Here is a 13,909-nt window from a genome sequence, read left to right on the forward strand (position 1 = left end):
CCCGGGGGGCGCCCCTCAGCCTCCGGAGGCCCCCTGCCGTGCGGTCGCGAGAGCGGCGAGTTCGTCGGGGGTACGCGGCCCGGGCTCCGTGCCGGACAGCAGCCCCTGGGCGCGCAGGAGTTCCGCCGCCGCGGCGCCCCACGGCAGACGCAGCCCCGCCTCGCGGAGGAGGTCCGGGCGGGCCAGTGCCGTGGCCGCCGGCCCGGTGCGCACGCCGGACGGGGTGAGGAGCGCGGCGTCGTCGGCCCAGCGCAGGGCGAGGTCGACGTCATGCGTGGCCATCACCACCGTGGTGCCCGCGGTACGCAGTCCGTCGAGGGTGGTGAGGAGCCGCTCCTGGCCGTCGGGGTCGAGTCCGGCCGTCGGCTCGTCGAGGACGAGCACGCGGGGCCGCATGGCGACCGCGCCCGCGATGGCGGTGCGCTTGCGCTGGCCGTAGGACAGCAGATGGGTGGGCCGGTCGGCCAGGGCGGTGATGCCCAGCGCGGCGAGCGCCTCCGCCACCCGCGCCCGCACCTGTGTGTCGTCCAGGCCGAGGTTCAGCGGCCCGAACGACACGTCCTGCTCGACGGAGGCCGCGAACAGCTGGTCGTCCGGGTCCTGCACCACCAGCTGCACGGTGGTCCGCAGCCGGGTCAGACCCCTGCGGTCGTACGCCACCGGCTGCCCCTCGACCGTCAGCCGGCCCTCCTGCGGCCGCAGTCCGCCGGAGAGCAGCCGCATCAGCGTGGTCTTCCCGCTGCCGTTGCGCCCGAGCAGCGCGAGCGCGCGACCCGCTCGGATCTCGAAGTCGAGCCCGCTGAGCACGGTGGGGCCGTCCTCGTAGGCGTAGGACGCGCCCCGCAGGGCGACGAGGGCGGGCTCGCTCATGTCAGCGGCCTTTCCAGTACGAAGGTGAGGGCGGCCAGCATCGCGAGCAGCGCGCAACTGGCGGCCGTGAAGCGCACCGAGACCCGGGCCTCGGGCACCAGGACGCGCAGGGTGCCGTCGTAGCCGCGCCCGGCGAGTCCGGCCTGGAGCCGGGTCGCCCGGTCGAAGGCCCGGACGAACGCGGTGGCGCCGAGCCCGGCCAGCGAACGCCACTCCGCGGCCCGGCCGGTGTGACCGAGCCGGGCCGCCTGGGCCTCCCGGATACGGCGCACGGAGTCCAGCAGCAGGAAGCTCATCCGGTACGTCACGAGCGCCACGTCGACCACCGGCGCGGGGATCCCCGCCCGGACCAGGCGGGGCAACAGGTCGGACATGGGCGTGGTGAAGGCGAACAGCAGCACGCCCAGGGAGGCCGCCGAGGTCCGCAGCAGCAACTCCCCGGCCCGGACCGGCCCGTCAGCGGCGAGGGAGACGAAGCCGCCCGGACCGCCCACCTGGACGAGCAGCGTGAGCGCGCCGGTCACGCAGAAGCCCAGCGGCACCCGGTAGGCCCGCCACAGCCGCCGCCCGGGCACGCCGGCCGGCCCCAGCAGCACCACCAGGGCGCTCAGGAGCACCAGGGCCGCACCCGGCCAGGGCGGCAGGGAGATCGCGAGCAGGGTGAGGCCGAGTCCGAGCACGGCCTTGTCCACGGGGTGGCGGCGGCGCCAGCGACTGCTGTGCGCCGCCGCGTCGATCGGCAGCACCCCGGCTCAGTCCCGTTCCGCCGCGGACTTCCCTGCGGCCCCGGTGAGCGCGCTGCCGGCCTCGCGCTCCAGCGCCCGCTGCTCACCCTGCCGGCGGCCCCGGCGCAGACCGAAGTAGTAGGCGAGGACCCCGGCGCCGAGGGCCGCCTGGAGGGCGAACAGCGCCGACTCGATCTCGCCCGACGGCGGCTCGTACAGCGGCGAGAACCACGGCTCGTAGTCCGGCTTCAGCTCGGTGATCGCCGTCTCGGCCTCGGCGTCGGCGCCCGCGAACGGCTCCTTCTTGTGGTCGCCGAGGCCCAGCGCCAGGGGCAGCACGGCCAGCGCGGCCACGGCGAGCAGCAGCACCAGGTTGATCTTCGTGTTCCTGCTCATCGGGCCACCGCCTCGGTCTCGGTCCGTGACTGCTTCTTGGCCAGGAGCACGCCCAGCCGGGTCAGTTCGCCCTTGCTCGACTGCACCAGCAGCCGCATCACGAGCACGGTCAGCAGGCCCTCGCTCACCGCGAGCGGGATCTGGGTGACGGCGAAGATGGAACCGAACTTGCCGAGCGCGCCCAGGAATCCGCTGCCCGGGTCGGGGAAGGCGAGCGCCAGTTGCACGCTGGTGACGCAGTAGGTGGACAGGTCGGCGACGAACGCACCGGCGAACACCGCGACCATCAGCGGCGCGTTGGAGCGCCGCAGCAGTGCGTAGACGGCGTATCCGGCCCAGGGCCCGACGATCGCCATGGAGAAGACGTTGGCACCGAGCGTGGTCAGGCCGCCGTGCGCGAGCAGCAGCGCCTGGAAGAGCAGGGTGATGGTGCCCAGCACCGCCATGATGGGCGGCCGGAACAGGATGGCTCCGAGGCCCGTGCCGGTGGGGTGCGAGCAACTGCCCGTGACGGACGGCAGTTTCAGGGCGGACAGGACGAACGTGAAGGCGCCGGACGCCCCGAGGAGCAGGGTGCTCTCGGGGTGCTCGCGCACTTCACGGGTGAGCGACCGGACTCCGTGGACGACGAACGGCGCCGACGCGACGCCCCAGGCGACCGCGTGCGCCGGAGGAAGAAAACCCTCGGCTATGTGCATGGCTCAGCAGACCCTCTCCAGCACCTCGTGGATGGTTGACGTGCCTTGGCCGGTCTCCTGGCTGACGGGTACCACCGCCCGTACTCCGCCTTCCCGGGCCGCAAGGACCCAGTGGCTGCCCCCTGAGGGGCCGGAGCCGGACTTCCCGATTCACAGTGGCGAGGGCCGCACCGGCATCACACCGGATTTCCCGTTCACCAAGGCCTGGTGACAATAAGGCCGGGGTAAGGGCGATGACAAGCCGCCCAAGGGGCGCGCGAGGGGGCGCCCGCTCGCACACCGGCGCATCCCCGGCTGATCCACGTGCTCGGGCGCTCGTGGTGCGAGGACGCTTCGGGGACCCCCGTCAGTCGTCGCCCCCGTCGTCCCCGCCGTCGTCGCCCTCCCCGGCCTGGACCGGCTGCTCCGGCTTCGGCTGCTCCGGCCCGGCGTCGCCCGCCCCCTGCGTCGGGGTCGGGGCGCCGGACGCCGGCGGGGAAGGGGTCGGGGAGGCGGGCGGCGTGGACGGAGTGACGTCGGCCACGGTGCCGGTGGTCGGCGTGGTGGCGATCTGCCGGCCGGCCGCCGGATCGGAGGTGATGGGCGAGGCGGAGTCGTCGGACGGGGTGGCGGCGGGGCTGCTCGCGGTCGGGGACGCGTCGGGGTCGGTGCCCTCGGTGGTCGTGTCGGGCGAGAACCAGCGCATGCCGAGGAGCATCGCGGCGAGGAAGAGCGCCGCGGCGGCGGCCGTCGCGGCCACTCTCGACCGGCTGCCGAGCCCGCCGCGCCCGCGGGAGCGGCCCGACCGTCCCGCCTGGGCCGCCCGGGCGGCGGTGCGGTGTCCCGTGGTCGCGGGCAGTGCGTACGTGGTCGGGTGGCTGGTCTCGGCAGCCGCGTACGGGCCGGGGCCGGTGTGCGCCGGCGCGGACGGGGGCTTCGGCCGCAGCGGCGGTGAGACCTCGGGCAGCGGCTCGGGCAGGCCCCGCCAGGCGCCCCCGGCGAACCACTCGGCGGCCTGCTCCGCGGTGGGCCGGTCCTCGGGCTGCTTGGCGAGGAGCCCGAGGAGGTAGTTCTCGAACGCCGGGGGAAGCCCTGCGACACCGAGCTCGCGGGGCGGCACGGGCGCCGAGTCGAGGTGCTGGTGCAGCAGGGCGACGGCGGTGTCGGCCTGGAACGGCGGGCGGCCGCTGAGGAGCTGGTAGAGCACGCAGCCCAGGGAGTACATGTCGGAGGCGGGCCCCGCGGGCTTGCCCAGGGCCCGTTCGGGCGCGAGGTAGAGGCCGGTGCCGACGATCTGGCCGGTGGCGGTGAGCGCGGCGCCGGGGTCGTCGAGGAACCGCGCGATGCCGAAGTCGCCGATCTTCAGCGTGCCGTGGGTGTCCAGCAGCAGGTTGGCGGGTTTGACGTCCCGGTGCACGATGCCCTGCCCGTGCGCTGCGGCGAGCCCGGCGGACGCCTGTGCGGCGAGCCGGGCCACCTGCTCGGCGGGCAGCGGGCCGGAGCCGGACAGCACCCCGGCGAGGCTGTCGCCCTCGACCAGCTCCATCACCAGGTACAGCCGGTTGTCGTACTCGCCGAAGTCCAGGACGCCGACCACGTTGGGGTGGTTGAGACGCCCGGCGGTCTGCGCCTCCAGACGGAACCGGGAGGTTGCCGTGGCGTCGGTGTCCTGGGGCAGCAGCAGCTTGAGGGCCACCGCTCTGGCGAGCGTCTCGTCGTACGCACGCCAGACCTCTCCCATTCCACCGCGCCCGATCTCAACTTCCAGCCGGTAGCGGCCCGCTAGCAGCACTCGTCCTCGTCTCATGCGTGTGGGAAGGTCGTCGCCGCAGGCCGAACTCCCCGCTTACGCACGGGGATTGGTGGGGGGTGCCGCAGCCGACCCAGGATACTGGCGCGGCGTGACCACCGATCTCCGCAGCGGTGTCTTCCCAGGGTGCGGTTCCGGAAAATCCCGGAGCGAAGACCTCGCACGCCGGGGTGACGCTCCCGCGCGCCCGGTTGCCCTGGGACACCGGCGCCCGTGTCAGGCCGCCGCGCCCGCCCCCTTCTCACGGCGCGGCAGCACGGCCACCGCCAGGGCCGGTACGGCCGCGAGGACCAGCCACGGCACGGCGGCCGGCAGGCCCAGGTCGAGCAGGAAGCCGGTGGCCGCGCTGCCGGCCAGGACGATCAGCCCGGAGACGGACGACAGCGCCCCCATGTACAGCCCGAGCCGGCCCTCCGCGGCGAGGTCGGGCACCCAGGCGCGGGCGGCGGGCACCACCAGCATCTGCCCCACGGTGAGCAAGATCACGAAGCCGGCGGCCGGGAGCAGTCCGGCGGCCCCCGTCCAGCCGGCCGGCCGGGCCGCGGCCACCACCGCGAAACCGGACGCGATCAGCAGCAGCCCCGCGGTCATGGAGCGGCGCAGATCGAGCCGGTCGCCCGCCCAGCGGGTCACCGGCAGCTGGGTGAACACCACCAGTACCGAGGACAGTGCGAAGAGCCAGGACAACGGCGCCTGGGAGCCCGCCGCGCGCTGCACCTCGTCCGGCAGGGCGAGGTACAGCTGGTTGTAGGCGAGCAGATAGGTGCCATAGGCACAGCACAGGGCGAGGAAGCGGCGGTTGCGCAGCAGGGCACGGGCCCCGCCCCGCTCCCGGACGCGGACCCGGCCGGGGATGTGCTGCGGCATCAGCCACAGGTGCCCGACGAGGACGAGCACGAAGACCGCGGCACCGGCGAGACACGCGGTGCGGAAGTCGACGGCGAGCAGCAGCGCGCCGAGCAGCGGCCCGACGAACGCACCCGCCTGGCCGGCCACGCTGAACAGGGCGAGGACACGGGTGCGCGGCCCGTGCCCGTCCTCCTCCCAGGCCACTGCCTGGCGGGCCACCTCCGACTCCACGGCGGGGGAGAACAGCGCCGCGGCGAAACCGATCACCAGCACCGCCCCGATCACCGTCCAGCTCGCCTCCGCGTAGCCGAGCCAGGCGAACCCGGCGATCCGCAGCACGCAGCCCGCCAGCACGACGGGCCGCACCCCGAACCGGTCGACGAGCCAGCCGCCGACCACGAACAGCCCCTGCTGGCTGAACGTGCGCAGCCCGAGCACGAAGCCGACCAGCCACCCCGCCATGCCGATCGCCGTGCCCAGGTGCTCGGCGAGGAACGGCAGGACGGCGAAGAAGCCGATGTTGAAGGCGAGCTGGGTGAGGATCAGCAGCCGCAGCAGCGGCGACAGCTCTTTGCAGAGCCGCCAGGTGCTCTCCTGCGGGCGCTTGGGCGTGGCGGCGTCGGAGGTTCGGGTGGCTCGGGAGAGCACACGGGAGATGAGGTCGGTCATCGTTCTTCCGTCGGTGAGGCGGATACGGACGTCAGGTGGGCGGTGGGGCGTCCCGGTCGCTGCGGCGGGGCCGGTGCGACCCGGTCCGCGGGCGGTCCGGCCGGACCGGAGGGCCGTGTGCGCCGCCGGGGCAGCCGTGCGCCGCCCGCGGCTGTCACCGCGAGCGCCCCGAGCAGCGCGAGTACGGCGGCGGGGAAGAGGACGGCCCACGGGGCACGCTCGGCGTACGGCTGGTTCTCGGCGAGCAGCAGGCCCCAGTCGGGAGACGGCGGCTGGGCGCCCAGGCCGAGGAAGCCGAGTGCGGCCAGGCTCAGCGCGATGCCGGGGAGCCGTAGCAGGGCGTGCCGGGCGACCGGGGGCGCGACGGCGGGCAGCAGTTCGTGCACGAGCAGGTACCAGCGGCCGGCCCCCAGCGCCCGGGTGGCCGTCAGATGGGTGGTCGCGCGTTCCTGCCGCAGCAGGGCGGAGGTGTGCGCGGCCAGCGGGGACCAGGCCACGACGGCCACGGCGAACGCGGGTGTCCAGGACCCGCTGCCCGTGATGCCGGTGACCAGGAGCCCGGCCAGTACGGGCGGTACGGCGCTGAGGGTGTCGACCAGCGGCCTGGACAGCCTCGGCAGCAGCCCCAGCAGCAGCCCGACGACGAGGGCGGCGGCGCTCACTGCCAAGGCGGTGCCGAGGGTGGTCAGGGCGCCGTGGGAGATCCGGGCGAGCACGTCGCGGCCGAGGGCGTCGGTGCCGAAGGGGTGCTCCGGCGTGGGGGCTTGCAGCCGGGCCAGCGTGTCCAGGGCGATCGGGTCGCGGGGCAGTCCGAACCCGATGACGGCAACCAGCAGTCCCGCGTAGAGCAGGGGGAGCGTGCGGGGCGCGGGCGGCCGGGGCCGGTGCAGGGACTGCAGGGCGCCGTCGCGCAGCGCCGGGCCGATCAGCAGCCGGGCGGCGACCCGGGCGAGAGCGCCGGCGGCGGCCGCGAGCAGGACGAGGGCGAGGGTGCCGCTCTGCAGGACGGGCAGGTCCTGGGAGAGGGCGGCGTGCAGGGTGAGCCGGCCGATGCCGGGGATGTCGAAGATCTGCTCGACGGCGACCGAGCCGCCGGTCAGTCCGACCACGAACAGTGCCAGATTGGGCAGCAGTCCGGGCACGCAGCGGCGCACCGCCTGCCCCGCCACCGACTTCGGCGGGACACCGCGTGCCGCGGCGGCCACGGCCCAGGGCTCCGCGAACGCGCCGGGCAGCAGGTCGTCGAGCATCCGTCCCAGGACCGCTCCGGCGGGCAGGCCGACAGCGAGCGAGGGCAGCACCATCCACTGCGGCCCGTACCAGCCCAGGGCGGGCAGCCATCCCAGCTGCACACCGATCACCGAGACCAGCACCGAGGCGACGAGGAACTCGGGCAGGGCGGCCAGCACGGCCGTCGCCGTCCCGCCGGGACGACGGTCGGCGAGCCTGCCCCGCGCGCCCAGCCGGAGCGTACGGGCGCAGACGGCGGCGGCCGTGGCCGCGGCGACCGCCAGGGCCCCGGCCATCAGCAGCAGCGACACGCCGAGCGCCGGTACGAGGCCCGGCAGCACCGGGCCGCCGGACACCCAGGACGTGCCCGCGTCCCCGTGCAGCAGACCGCCCAGCCAGCGGCCGAGCAGCGTCAGCGGGCCGTCGTCGAGGCCCAGTTGGTCCCGGATGGCGCGCAGGGTCTCCGGATCGGGGTCGCGGTCCGCCGACCGGGCGCGGAGCACGGTCAGCGCGGGGTCGGTGCGCGACAGCCACGGCAGCAGACCGATCCCGCACACCAGGCAGGCCACGAGCACGGTCCGCCACAGCAGCGCCGGGGCGCTGCTGCGCGCGAGGGCGCGCAGCGCGGCGGCCGCTCCGTTCATCGAGGGTGTCTTCGAGCTGCTCAGCGCCGGGTTCCCGTCCCTATGAGGGTGCGCTCGTACGGATCGGGCAGCGCGCCCTGCACCTCCGTCGCGATGCCCGCGACGAGCTTCAGATGCACCAGCGGGATCACCGAGTCGGTGCCGAGGACGGCCGCCTCCGCCTTCATGGCGGCGTCCTGCCGCTCGGCGGTGCCGGACTCGGCCTGCGCGGCGGCGACCAGCTTGTCCACGTTCTTGTCGCAGAGGAACGACAGGTTGTTGGAGCCGTCGCAGGTGTAGTCGCTCGCGAGGACGGTGACCGGGTCCCCGGTGTCCAGCATCATGTTGCGGGAGAAGACCGCCGCGTCGAACGTGCCGTCCAGCAGGTCGCCTTCGAGACGCGCGTACGTGCGGACCTCCAGCTTCACCTTGAACCCCGCCTTCCGCAGCTGCTGCTGGAGTACCTGGGCGGTTTCCGGCAGTTCGGGCCGGTCGCTGTAGGTGGCGAGGGTGATGCTCTCGCCGTCGGGGCGGGTCGCGCGCGCCCGCCCGGCCGGTTCGACGCGCTTGCCGGCCGCCCAGGTCAGGGCCGGACCGAACAGACCCTGCGCGGGGACGGCGTACCCCTCGTAGGCGCCCTTGGCGATGACCGAGGTGTCGATCGCCTCGCGTGCGGCGGCCCGCAGCCCCGCGTCGGTGAAGGCGCCGGACCTGGTGTTGAGGTAAAGGCTGGTGTTGCGGGCGGTGTCGACCTCGTGGACGTCGTCCTTGTCGAGGGAGGCGATCTGGGCGACGGGCAGGGACTCGGCGATGTCGACCTCGCCGGTGCGCAGGGCGTTGGCGCGGGCGGTGCCGTCGGAGACGAACCTGGCGGTGACGCCGGAGGCCTGGGCCCGGCCGCCCCAGTAGTCGTCGAAACGGTTCAGCGTGGCGGCGGTGTCGCCGTCGGTCCTGGTGAGTTCGAAGGGACCGGTGGCGGTGCCGACGACGTTCACCGTGCCCTTCTTGTCGTACGCCTCGGGCGCGAACACCGCGAGGGACGGGTTGGACAGCCGCAGCGGCAGGACGGGGTCGGATTCGGCGGTGGTGACCCGGACCCGGCGCTCGTCCTCGGCCGTGGCGGTCAGCTTCACGCCGGAGAGCGCGGACGGTGCCGGGTCGGCCTTCCCGGCGGCCGTGAGGGCGGCGGCGACGGCCTCGGCGGTGACCGCCCCGCCGTCCTGGAACTTCGCGTCCCGCAGTGAGAACACCCAGCTCCTGCCGTCGTTCTCCCTGCTCCACGACTCGGCCAGTGCCGGTACCGCCGTGCCGTTGGCGTCCAGCCTCGTCAGCCCCTCGCTGACACCGAGCCGGGACAGGAGCATCGCGTCCTGGCCGTACGGCGAGTAGTTCTCCGTGGGGGCGAAGGGCAGGGCCACACGCAGGCGTGCACCGCCGGCGGCGCCGGCGGAGGCGGACGAGTCGTCACCGGAAGAGGCGAAACAACCGGAGAGCAAGGGGAGCACGAACAGCCCGGCTATGAGCCGGCGAGAGGTTCTCATAGTGCATATGAATACCATTTTCATCAAGAGAGCGGTATCTCGAAGTGCACCACCCCGTTGCCCCCGCCGGGCACTTCCTCCCGCTCGTCGCACACCGCCTTGCCCAGCGCCTTCCACAGGCCCAGTGCGCCGGGGGAGTGCGGGTACGTGTGCAGGTACACGGACCGGTATCCGCCGTCGGCCCGGGCGAACTCCAGCAGGCCGTCGACGAGTTGCCGGGCCAGGCCGCGCCGCCGGTGCTCGGGGCGCACGTACACCCGCCGCAGCTGCGCCGTCTCGCCCGAGGGGAACCGCTCGGCCAGCCGGCGGGGGTTCGGCGGGTGCGCCGGGCCGCGCGCGTCCAGGGCTGCGGTCGCCGCCACCGTCCCGTCCCGTTCGTCCACGGCGACCAGGAGGGTGTGCCGGGGCGGCGTGACATAGAACGGCACCGGGTCGATGATGTCGGCGTGCCAGCGCGGCACGTAACCCGTGCCGAAGTCGCGGTAGACGGCGTCGAGCATCACCGCCCGGGCCCCGTCGATGTCGGCCGCCGCGGCTTCCCTGATGCAGTACTCGCGCATTTGCACATCATATGCAAGAGGACTCCGCGGTTCAGCCGGGGGCCGCCGGTGTGATGTGGCTCAGTACGCACACCCAGCGGCCCTGCCGCCGCACGAACACGTCCGTCGTCCACTCGTCGGCGTCGTGGCGCTCGCCCTGGTAGTGGGCCGTGTTCGTCACCCGCCCCGTCACCACGGCGGTGTCGCCGTAGACGCGGATCCGCGGATCCGTCGTGAGGTCCATCGCCGCATGGGTGAGCGCGCCGGACTCGACGAGGGAGAGGAACTCGTCCTTGGGGTCGATCCCCGAATCGGAGACGATGACCCACTCGTCCGCCATGAAGCCGGCGATCCGCGCGGGGTCGTTGGACACGATCGCCTCGGCCCAGCCCCTCACCAGACGGGCGAGCTGACGGGTGTCTTCGGGATCGGGCTTCCGGTTCATGTCGCGACCGTGGTCGGGCCGGCCGGTGCTGCGGGGTGCCCGGTTCAGCTCACGGACGGGGTGAGCACCACGAAGTCGGCGCCGGCCGGGTCGAGGCAGACGGCGAGGCGGCCGACGCCCTCCATGTCCTCCGGGCCCATCTGCACCGTGCCGCCGTTCCCGGCGACCTCGGCCACCGCGGCGTCGCAGTCCTCGACGGCGAAGACCGGGTGCCAGTACGGCCGCCCGCCCGTCAGGGCCAGGTCCTCCTTGCGGAGCTCCATCAGCCCGCCGTGCATCCGGTCCTCGGGGAGCCCGGAGGGGGTGATCAGGGTGTACGTGCCGGCGTCACCCGGCAGCGGCATGTCGCTGAACTGCCAGCCGAAGAGGATGCCGTAGAACTCCCGCGCACCCGCGGCGTCGCTCGTGTACAGCTCGGTCCACGACAGGGAGCCCGGCTGGTCGACCAGCTCCAGGCCCTTGTTCGTGCCGGGCTGCCAGACGGCGAACTGACCGCCGAGCGGGTCGCTGTACTGCGCCATCCGGCCCCAGTCGTCGAGGTCCATCGGTGCGACCCGCACGGTGCCGCCCGCCTCTTGCACGGCCTGCGTCGTGGCGTCCGCGTCGGAGACGCAGTAGTAGAGCATCCAGGCCGATCGCGCGCCTTCCTCGGTGAGCCTGCCGAGCCCGGCGACGATCTTGCCGTCCTTCTTGAACATCCCGCCCTCGAAGTCCTCGCTCTCGGCCATGGACTCGTAGTCCCACCCGAGGACGGCAGCGTAGAAGGCGGCGGCTGCGGGGACGTCCGGAGCGCCCAGGTCGAGCCAGCAGGGGGAACCGGGGACGTACTCCGTCGTGATCATGGCGATGCTTCCCTTCGGCGGGTCCTGTGTGCCCAGCGTGACACCGAGCACCGGTCATCGCCCGTCGGCCGCTGTCCGTTCGGGGGACCACCGCGCGGATGCCGGGCGGCCTCAGTGGACGGACAGTCCGCCGTCGACGAAGAGCGACTGCCCGGTGACGTAGGCGGACGCCGCGCTCGCCAGGAAGACCGCCGCGCCCGCGAAGTCCTCGGCGAGACCGTTGCGCCCGATCATCGTGCGGGCGGCGAGGGCGGCCACCTTCTCCGGGTCCGACGACAGCCGCGCGTTGAGCGGAGTCATCACGAAGCCCGGCACGAGGACGTTGCAGGTGACGCCACGCGGCGACCACGCCTCGGCCTGGGAGCGCGCCAGTGCCTCCAGGGCGCCCTTGGAGGCGCCGTAGGCGCCGCTCTGGACGAACGCGCGATGCGCCTGCTGCGAGCTGATGTGGATGATCCGCCCGTACCCGCGCTCCGCCATGCCGGGGCCGAAGCGCTGCCCCAGCAGGAACGGCGCCTCCAGGTTGACGGCCATCGTTGCGTCCCAGACGTCCTCGCCCAGCTCGTCCATCGGCGGACGCAGGTTGATCCCGGCGCTGTTGACGAGGATGCCGGGCTCGCCGAAGGCCTCGACCGCCCGCTCCGCGGCCGTCCGCACGCCCTCGCGGGTGCTGAGGTCCGCGCTCACCCACGCGGCACGGCAGCCCTCGGCCGTCAGTTCCCCGACCGTCGCCGTCAGACCGGCCTCGCCGCGGGCCACGACCACCACGCTCGCCCCGGCACGCGCGAGGGCGCCGGTGATGGCGCGCCCGATGCCGGAACTGCCGCCCGTGACCACCGCGACCCGGCCCTCCAGGGAGAACAGCTCGGAAAGGTAGGCCTGTGCGGCCGGGGAGGGCGGAGTCGCCCCGGTCGGCGGAGTCGGTTCTGTCCGTGGAACGGGCTGTGTCGTCATGGTGATCAACTCTAGGTCGCGTCCACACTCCTCGCGCCCATACCCCCTAGGGGTATATAATCGAGTGTCATGGACCACACCGCTCATGAACACGAGAAGCATGCGCACGGGACGGCGTCCTGGGGAACCGCCGTGAAGGCGACCCTGCACTGCCTGACCGGATGTGCGATCGGCGAGATCCTCGGCATGGTGATCGGCACGTCGCTGGGCTGGGCCAACGTGCCCACCATGGTCCTGGCGATCGGGCTCGCGTTCCTCTTCGGCTACTCGTTCACCCTGTTCGCCGTCCTGCGGTCCGGCATCGGCCTCAAAGCCGCGATCAGGATCGCCCTCGCCGCGGACACGGTCTCGATCGCCGTGATGGAACTCGTGGACAACGCGATCATCGCGCTCACCCCGGGCGCGATGGACGCCCATCTGTCGGACGGCCTCTTCTGGTCCGCGCTCCTGGGCGGTTTCGCGGTCGCCTTCCTGGTCACGACCCCGGTCAACAAATGGATGATCGGCCGCGGCAGGGGGCACGCCGTGGTGCACGCCCACCACTGACGCGCTGTCACTCTCCGGGGCCTCAGCCCTTGAGCAGGCGCACCCGGCCGTCGGGGAGTTTCGTCCACCAGTGGTGGTAGCGGCGGTAGACCTCGGGGTCGTGGCCGGCCAGCAGCGCCGTCAGCGACGCGGCCTCCGCGGCCAGCCCGTCCCACACGGCGCCCGGCAGATCGTGGAACGCCGTGGCCTCGACACCGCCGTCGACCGCGCGCCACACGCCGGCGACCCGGCCGTCCACCAGCAGCGTGGGCAGTACGTCGCCGTTCACCCGGATCACCAGACGGCGATACGCCGGGGGAATCACGCGGCTGCGGTCGGCATGGGCCAGCAGAACGCTGTCCCACATGGCCATGAGCCGGGGCGGCGCCGGTGTGTCCGCCGACGGGCGCGGCGCGCCCGGTACGTCGTACAGGACGGTCCCGTCGGGCCCCCGGAGCCGCTCCACCATGTCGTCCAGGGCGAGCAGCGCACGGCGCACAGGGGCCCGCGGCACCATGGCGAACTGCGCGACGTCCGCCACCGAGGCGGGTCCGAAGCCCGCCAGATAACGCACGACGAGGTGGCGCAGCGCCTCCGTCATCGTCTCGCGCCCTACGGGGACCGGGCCGGTCCGCGCCGCGACGAACGACGACCGCGCGCCGAACGACCACGGCCCGCCGGTCGGGACGTGGAGCAGCGGCGCGTACGCCTTGAGCCCCCACCACGCCCCTGCCGCCTTCTCCTCGCCGACCCGCTCCGCCAGCCAGGCCTGCACCTCGGCGGCCGTCCGGGGCCGGTCCGCGAAGTCCAGCAATTCGGGGACGAGCGCCTCGCCGTCGGCCGGCGTGAGCCCCGCGGCGGCGAAGCGGTACCCGAGCCGTGAGGCGTACAGCGTCTGCTGCATCGCCTCACGGAACACCTGGTGGTCGTCCGCGTGGACGGCGTGCAGCGTGATCCGCATCAGGGTCGCCTTGACCACCGCGCGCTCCGTGAACGCGGCGTCCAGCTCGGTCGGCGCGAACCCGGCCAGCCGGTTCCACAGCGCCACGTACGGCGAAGCGGCGTGCTGCGCCTGCAGCGCCACCACACGCCGCACCGCCTCCCCGGCCTCCAGCACCTCTCGCCCCAGCAGCAACTGGCGCCCGAGAGTGGCCCGATTGAGCTCCTGCGCGGTGATGTCCACGCCGTGGATTCTGCCGCGGCCCCACCGGAGC

Annotated in this window: 14 protein-coding genes and 1 riboswitch; of the genes, 1 reads left to right on the plus strand and 13 read right to left on the minus strand. The window is 73.7% G+C overall.

Annotation, left to right across the window (positions count from 1 at the left end; translation table 11 throughout):
- Positions 1-15: 15 nt before the first annotated feature.
- The 12 genes from A4E84_RS37145 to A4E84_RS37200 all read right to left on the minus strand — a co-directional run bounded on the left by A4E84_RS37145 (position 16) and on the right by A4E84_RS37200 (position 12,170).
- Positions 16-870, minus strand: coding sequence for an energy-coupling factor ABC transporter ATP-binding protein (locus tag A4E84_RS37145; RefSeq protein WP_062930745.1), 855 nt, complete (start codon positions 868-870; stop codon positions 16-18).
- Positions 867-1,616, minus strand: a complete 750-nt coding sequence (gene cbiQ / locus A4E84_RS37150) for a cobalt ECF transporter T component CbiQ (RefSeq protein ID WP_062930746.1) — start codon at positions 1,614-1,616, stop codon at positions 867-869. The genes A4E84_RS37145 and cbiQ overlap by 4 nt, the downstream gene beginning before the upstream one ends.
- A 6-nt stretch (positions 1,617-1,622) precedes the next feature.
- On the minus strand, positions 1,623-1,991 hold the full coding sequence (locus A4E84_RS37155) for an energy-coupling factor ABC transporter substrate-binding protein (RefSeq protein ID WP_062930747.1): 369 nt from the start codon (positions 1,989-1,991) through the stop codon (positions 1,623-1,625).
- The gene (locus tag A4E84_RS37160) at positions 1,988-2,689 is read right to left on the minus strand and encodes an energy-coupling factor ABC transporter permease (RefSeq protein ID WP_062930748.1); all 702 of its coding nucleotides are present in this window, start codon (positions 2,687-2,689) and stop codon (positions 1,988-1,990) included. Before A4E84_RS37160 ends, A4E84_RS37155 begins: the two co-directional genes overlap by 4 nt.
- A gap of 30 nt (positions 2,690-2,719) precedes the next feature.
- A riboswitch (cobalamin riboswitch) is annotated at positions 2,720-2,906 on the minus strand.
- Positions 2,907-3,035: 129 nt separating this feature from the next.
- A complete protein-coding gene (locus A4E84_RS37165) occupies positions 3,036-4,460 on the minus strand; it encodes a serine/threonine-protein kinase (RefSeq protein ID WP_063827542.1) in 1,425 nt (474 codons plus the stop codon).
- A gap of 234 nt (positions 4,461-4,694) precedes the next feature.
- Positions 4,695-5,996, minus strand: a complete 1,302-nt coding sequence (locus A4E84_RS37170; RefSeq protein WP_062930750.1) for an MDR family MFS transporter — start codon at positions 5,994-5,996, stop codon at positions 4,695-4,697.
- On the minus strand, positions 5,993-7,870 hold the full coding sequence (locus A4E84_RS37175) for an ABC transporter permease subunit (protein WP_062930751.1): 1,878 nt from the start codon (positions 7,868-7,870) through the stop codon (positions 5,993-5,995). Before A4E84_RS37175 ends, A4E84_RS37170 begins: the two co-directional genes overlap by 4 nt.
- Positions 7,871-7,890: 20 nt before the next feature.
- Positions 7,891-9,390, minus strand: coding sequence for an ABC transporter substrate-binding protein (locus A4E84_RS37180; RefSeq protein WP_062930752.1), 1,500 nt, complete (start codon positions 9,388-9,390; stop codon positions 7,891-7,893).
- Positions 9,391-9,413: 23 nt separating this feature from the next.
- Complete coding sequence (locus A4E84_RS37185; RefSeq protein WP_062930753.1) at positions 9,414-9,950, minus strand: GNAT family N-acetyltransferase; 537 nt, start codon at positions 9,948-9,950, stop codon at positions 9,414-9,416.
- 31 nt (positions 9,951-9,981) lie between these two features.
- Positions 9,982-10,374, minus strand: coding sequence for a nuclear transport factor 2 family protein (locus A4E84_RS37190; protein ID WP_062930754.1), 393 nt, complete (start codon positions 10,372-10,374; stop codon positions 9,982-9,984).
- A gap of 44 nt (positions 10,375-10,418) precedes the next feature.
- A complete protein-coding gene (locus tag A4E84_RS37195; RefSeq protein ID WP_062931792.1) occupies positions 10,419-11,216 on the minus strand; it encodes a VOC family protein in 798 nt (265 codons plus the stop codon).
- Positions 11,217-11,327: 111 nt separating this feature from the next.
- Positions 11,328-12,170 carry an SDR family NAD(P)-dependent oxidoreductase gene (locus A4E84_RS37200; RefSeq protein ID WP_237305072.1) on the minus strand — a complete coding sequence of 281 codons (843 nt, stop codon included), beginning with the start codon at positions 12,168-12,170 and terminating at the stop codon, positions 11,328-11,330.
- Positions 12,171-12,239: 69 nt separating this feature from the next.
- On the opposite strand from A4E84_RS37200, the gene A4E84_RS37205 reads away from it, so the two are divergent.
- Positions 12,240-12,716, plus strand: a complete 477-nt coding sequence (locus A4E84_RS37205) for a DUF4396 domain-containing protein (RefSeq protein ID WP_062930755.1) — start codon at positions 12,240-12,242, stop codon at positions 12,714-12,716.
- Positions 12,717-12,738: 22 nt separating this feature from the next.
- Here the strand turns inward: A4E84_RS37205 and A4E84_RS37210 are convergent, their stop codons facing one another.
- Positions 12,739-13,878 (minus strand): winged helix DNA-binding domain-containing protein, encoded by a 1,140-nt coding sequence (locus tag A4E84_RS37210; RefSeq protein ID WP_062930756.1) that lies wholly within the window; start codon positions 13,876-13,878, stop codon positions 12,739-12,741.
- Positions 13,879-13,909 lie beyond the last annotated feature (31 nt).

Source organism: Streptomyces qaidamensis, assembly GCF_001611795.1.
Lineage (GTDB): Bacteria > Actinomycetota > Actinomycetes > Streptomycetales > Streptomycetaceae > Streptomyces > Streptomyces qaidamensis.

Coding starts and splice junctions, on each gene's coding strand:
- A4E84_RS37160 (WP_062930748.1), bottom strand. CDS start 2,689: ATGCACATAGCCGAGGGTTTTCTTCCTCCGGCGCACGCGGTCGCCTGG.
- A4E84_RS37190 (WP_062930754.1), bottom strand. CDS start 10,374: ATGAACCGGAAGCCCGATCCCGAAGACACCCGTCAGCTCGCCCGTCTG.
- A4E84_RS37205 (WP_062930755.1), top strand. CDS start 12,240: ATGGACCACACCGCTCATGAACACGAGAAGCATGCGCACGGGACGGCG.
- A4E84_RS37195 (WP_062931792.1), bottom strand. CDS start 11,216: ATGATCACGACGGAGTACGTCCCCGGTTCCCCCTGCTGGCTCGACCTG.
- A4E84_RS37170 (WP_062930750.1), bottom strand. CDS start 5,996: ATGACCGACCTCATCTCCCGTGTGCTCTCCCGAGCCACCCGAACCTCC.
- A4E84_RS37155 (WP_062930747.1), bottom strand. CDS start 1,991: ATGAGCAGGAACACGAAGATCAACCTGGTGCTGCTGCTCGCCGTGGCC.
- A4E84_RS37185 (WP_062930753.1), bottom strand. CDS start 9,950: ATGCGCGAGTACTGCATCAGGGAAGCCGCGGCGGCCGACATCGACGGG.
- A4E84_RS37145 (WP_062930745.1), bottom strand. CDS start 870: ATGAGCGAGCCCGCCCTCGTCGCCCTGCGGGGCGCGTCCTACGCCTAC.
- A4E84_RS37180 (WP_062930752.1), bottom strand. CDS start 9,390: ATGAGAACCTCTCGCCGGCTCATAGCCGGGCTGTTCGTGCTCCCCTTG.
- A4E84_RS37175 (WP_062930751.1), bottom strand. CDS start 7,870: ATGAACGGAGCGGCCGCCGCGCTGCGCGCCCTCGCGCGCAGCAGCGCC.
- A4E84_RS37200 (WP_237305072.1), bottom strand. CDS start 12,170: ATGACGACACAGCCCGTTCCACGGACAGAACCGACTCCGCCGACCGGG.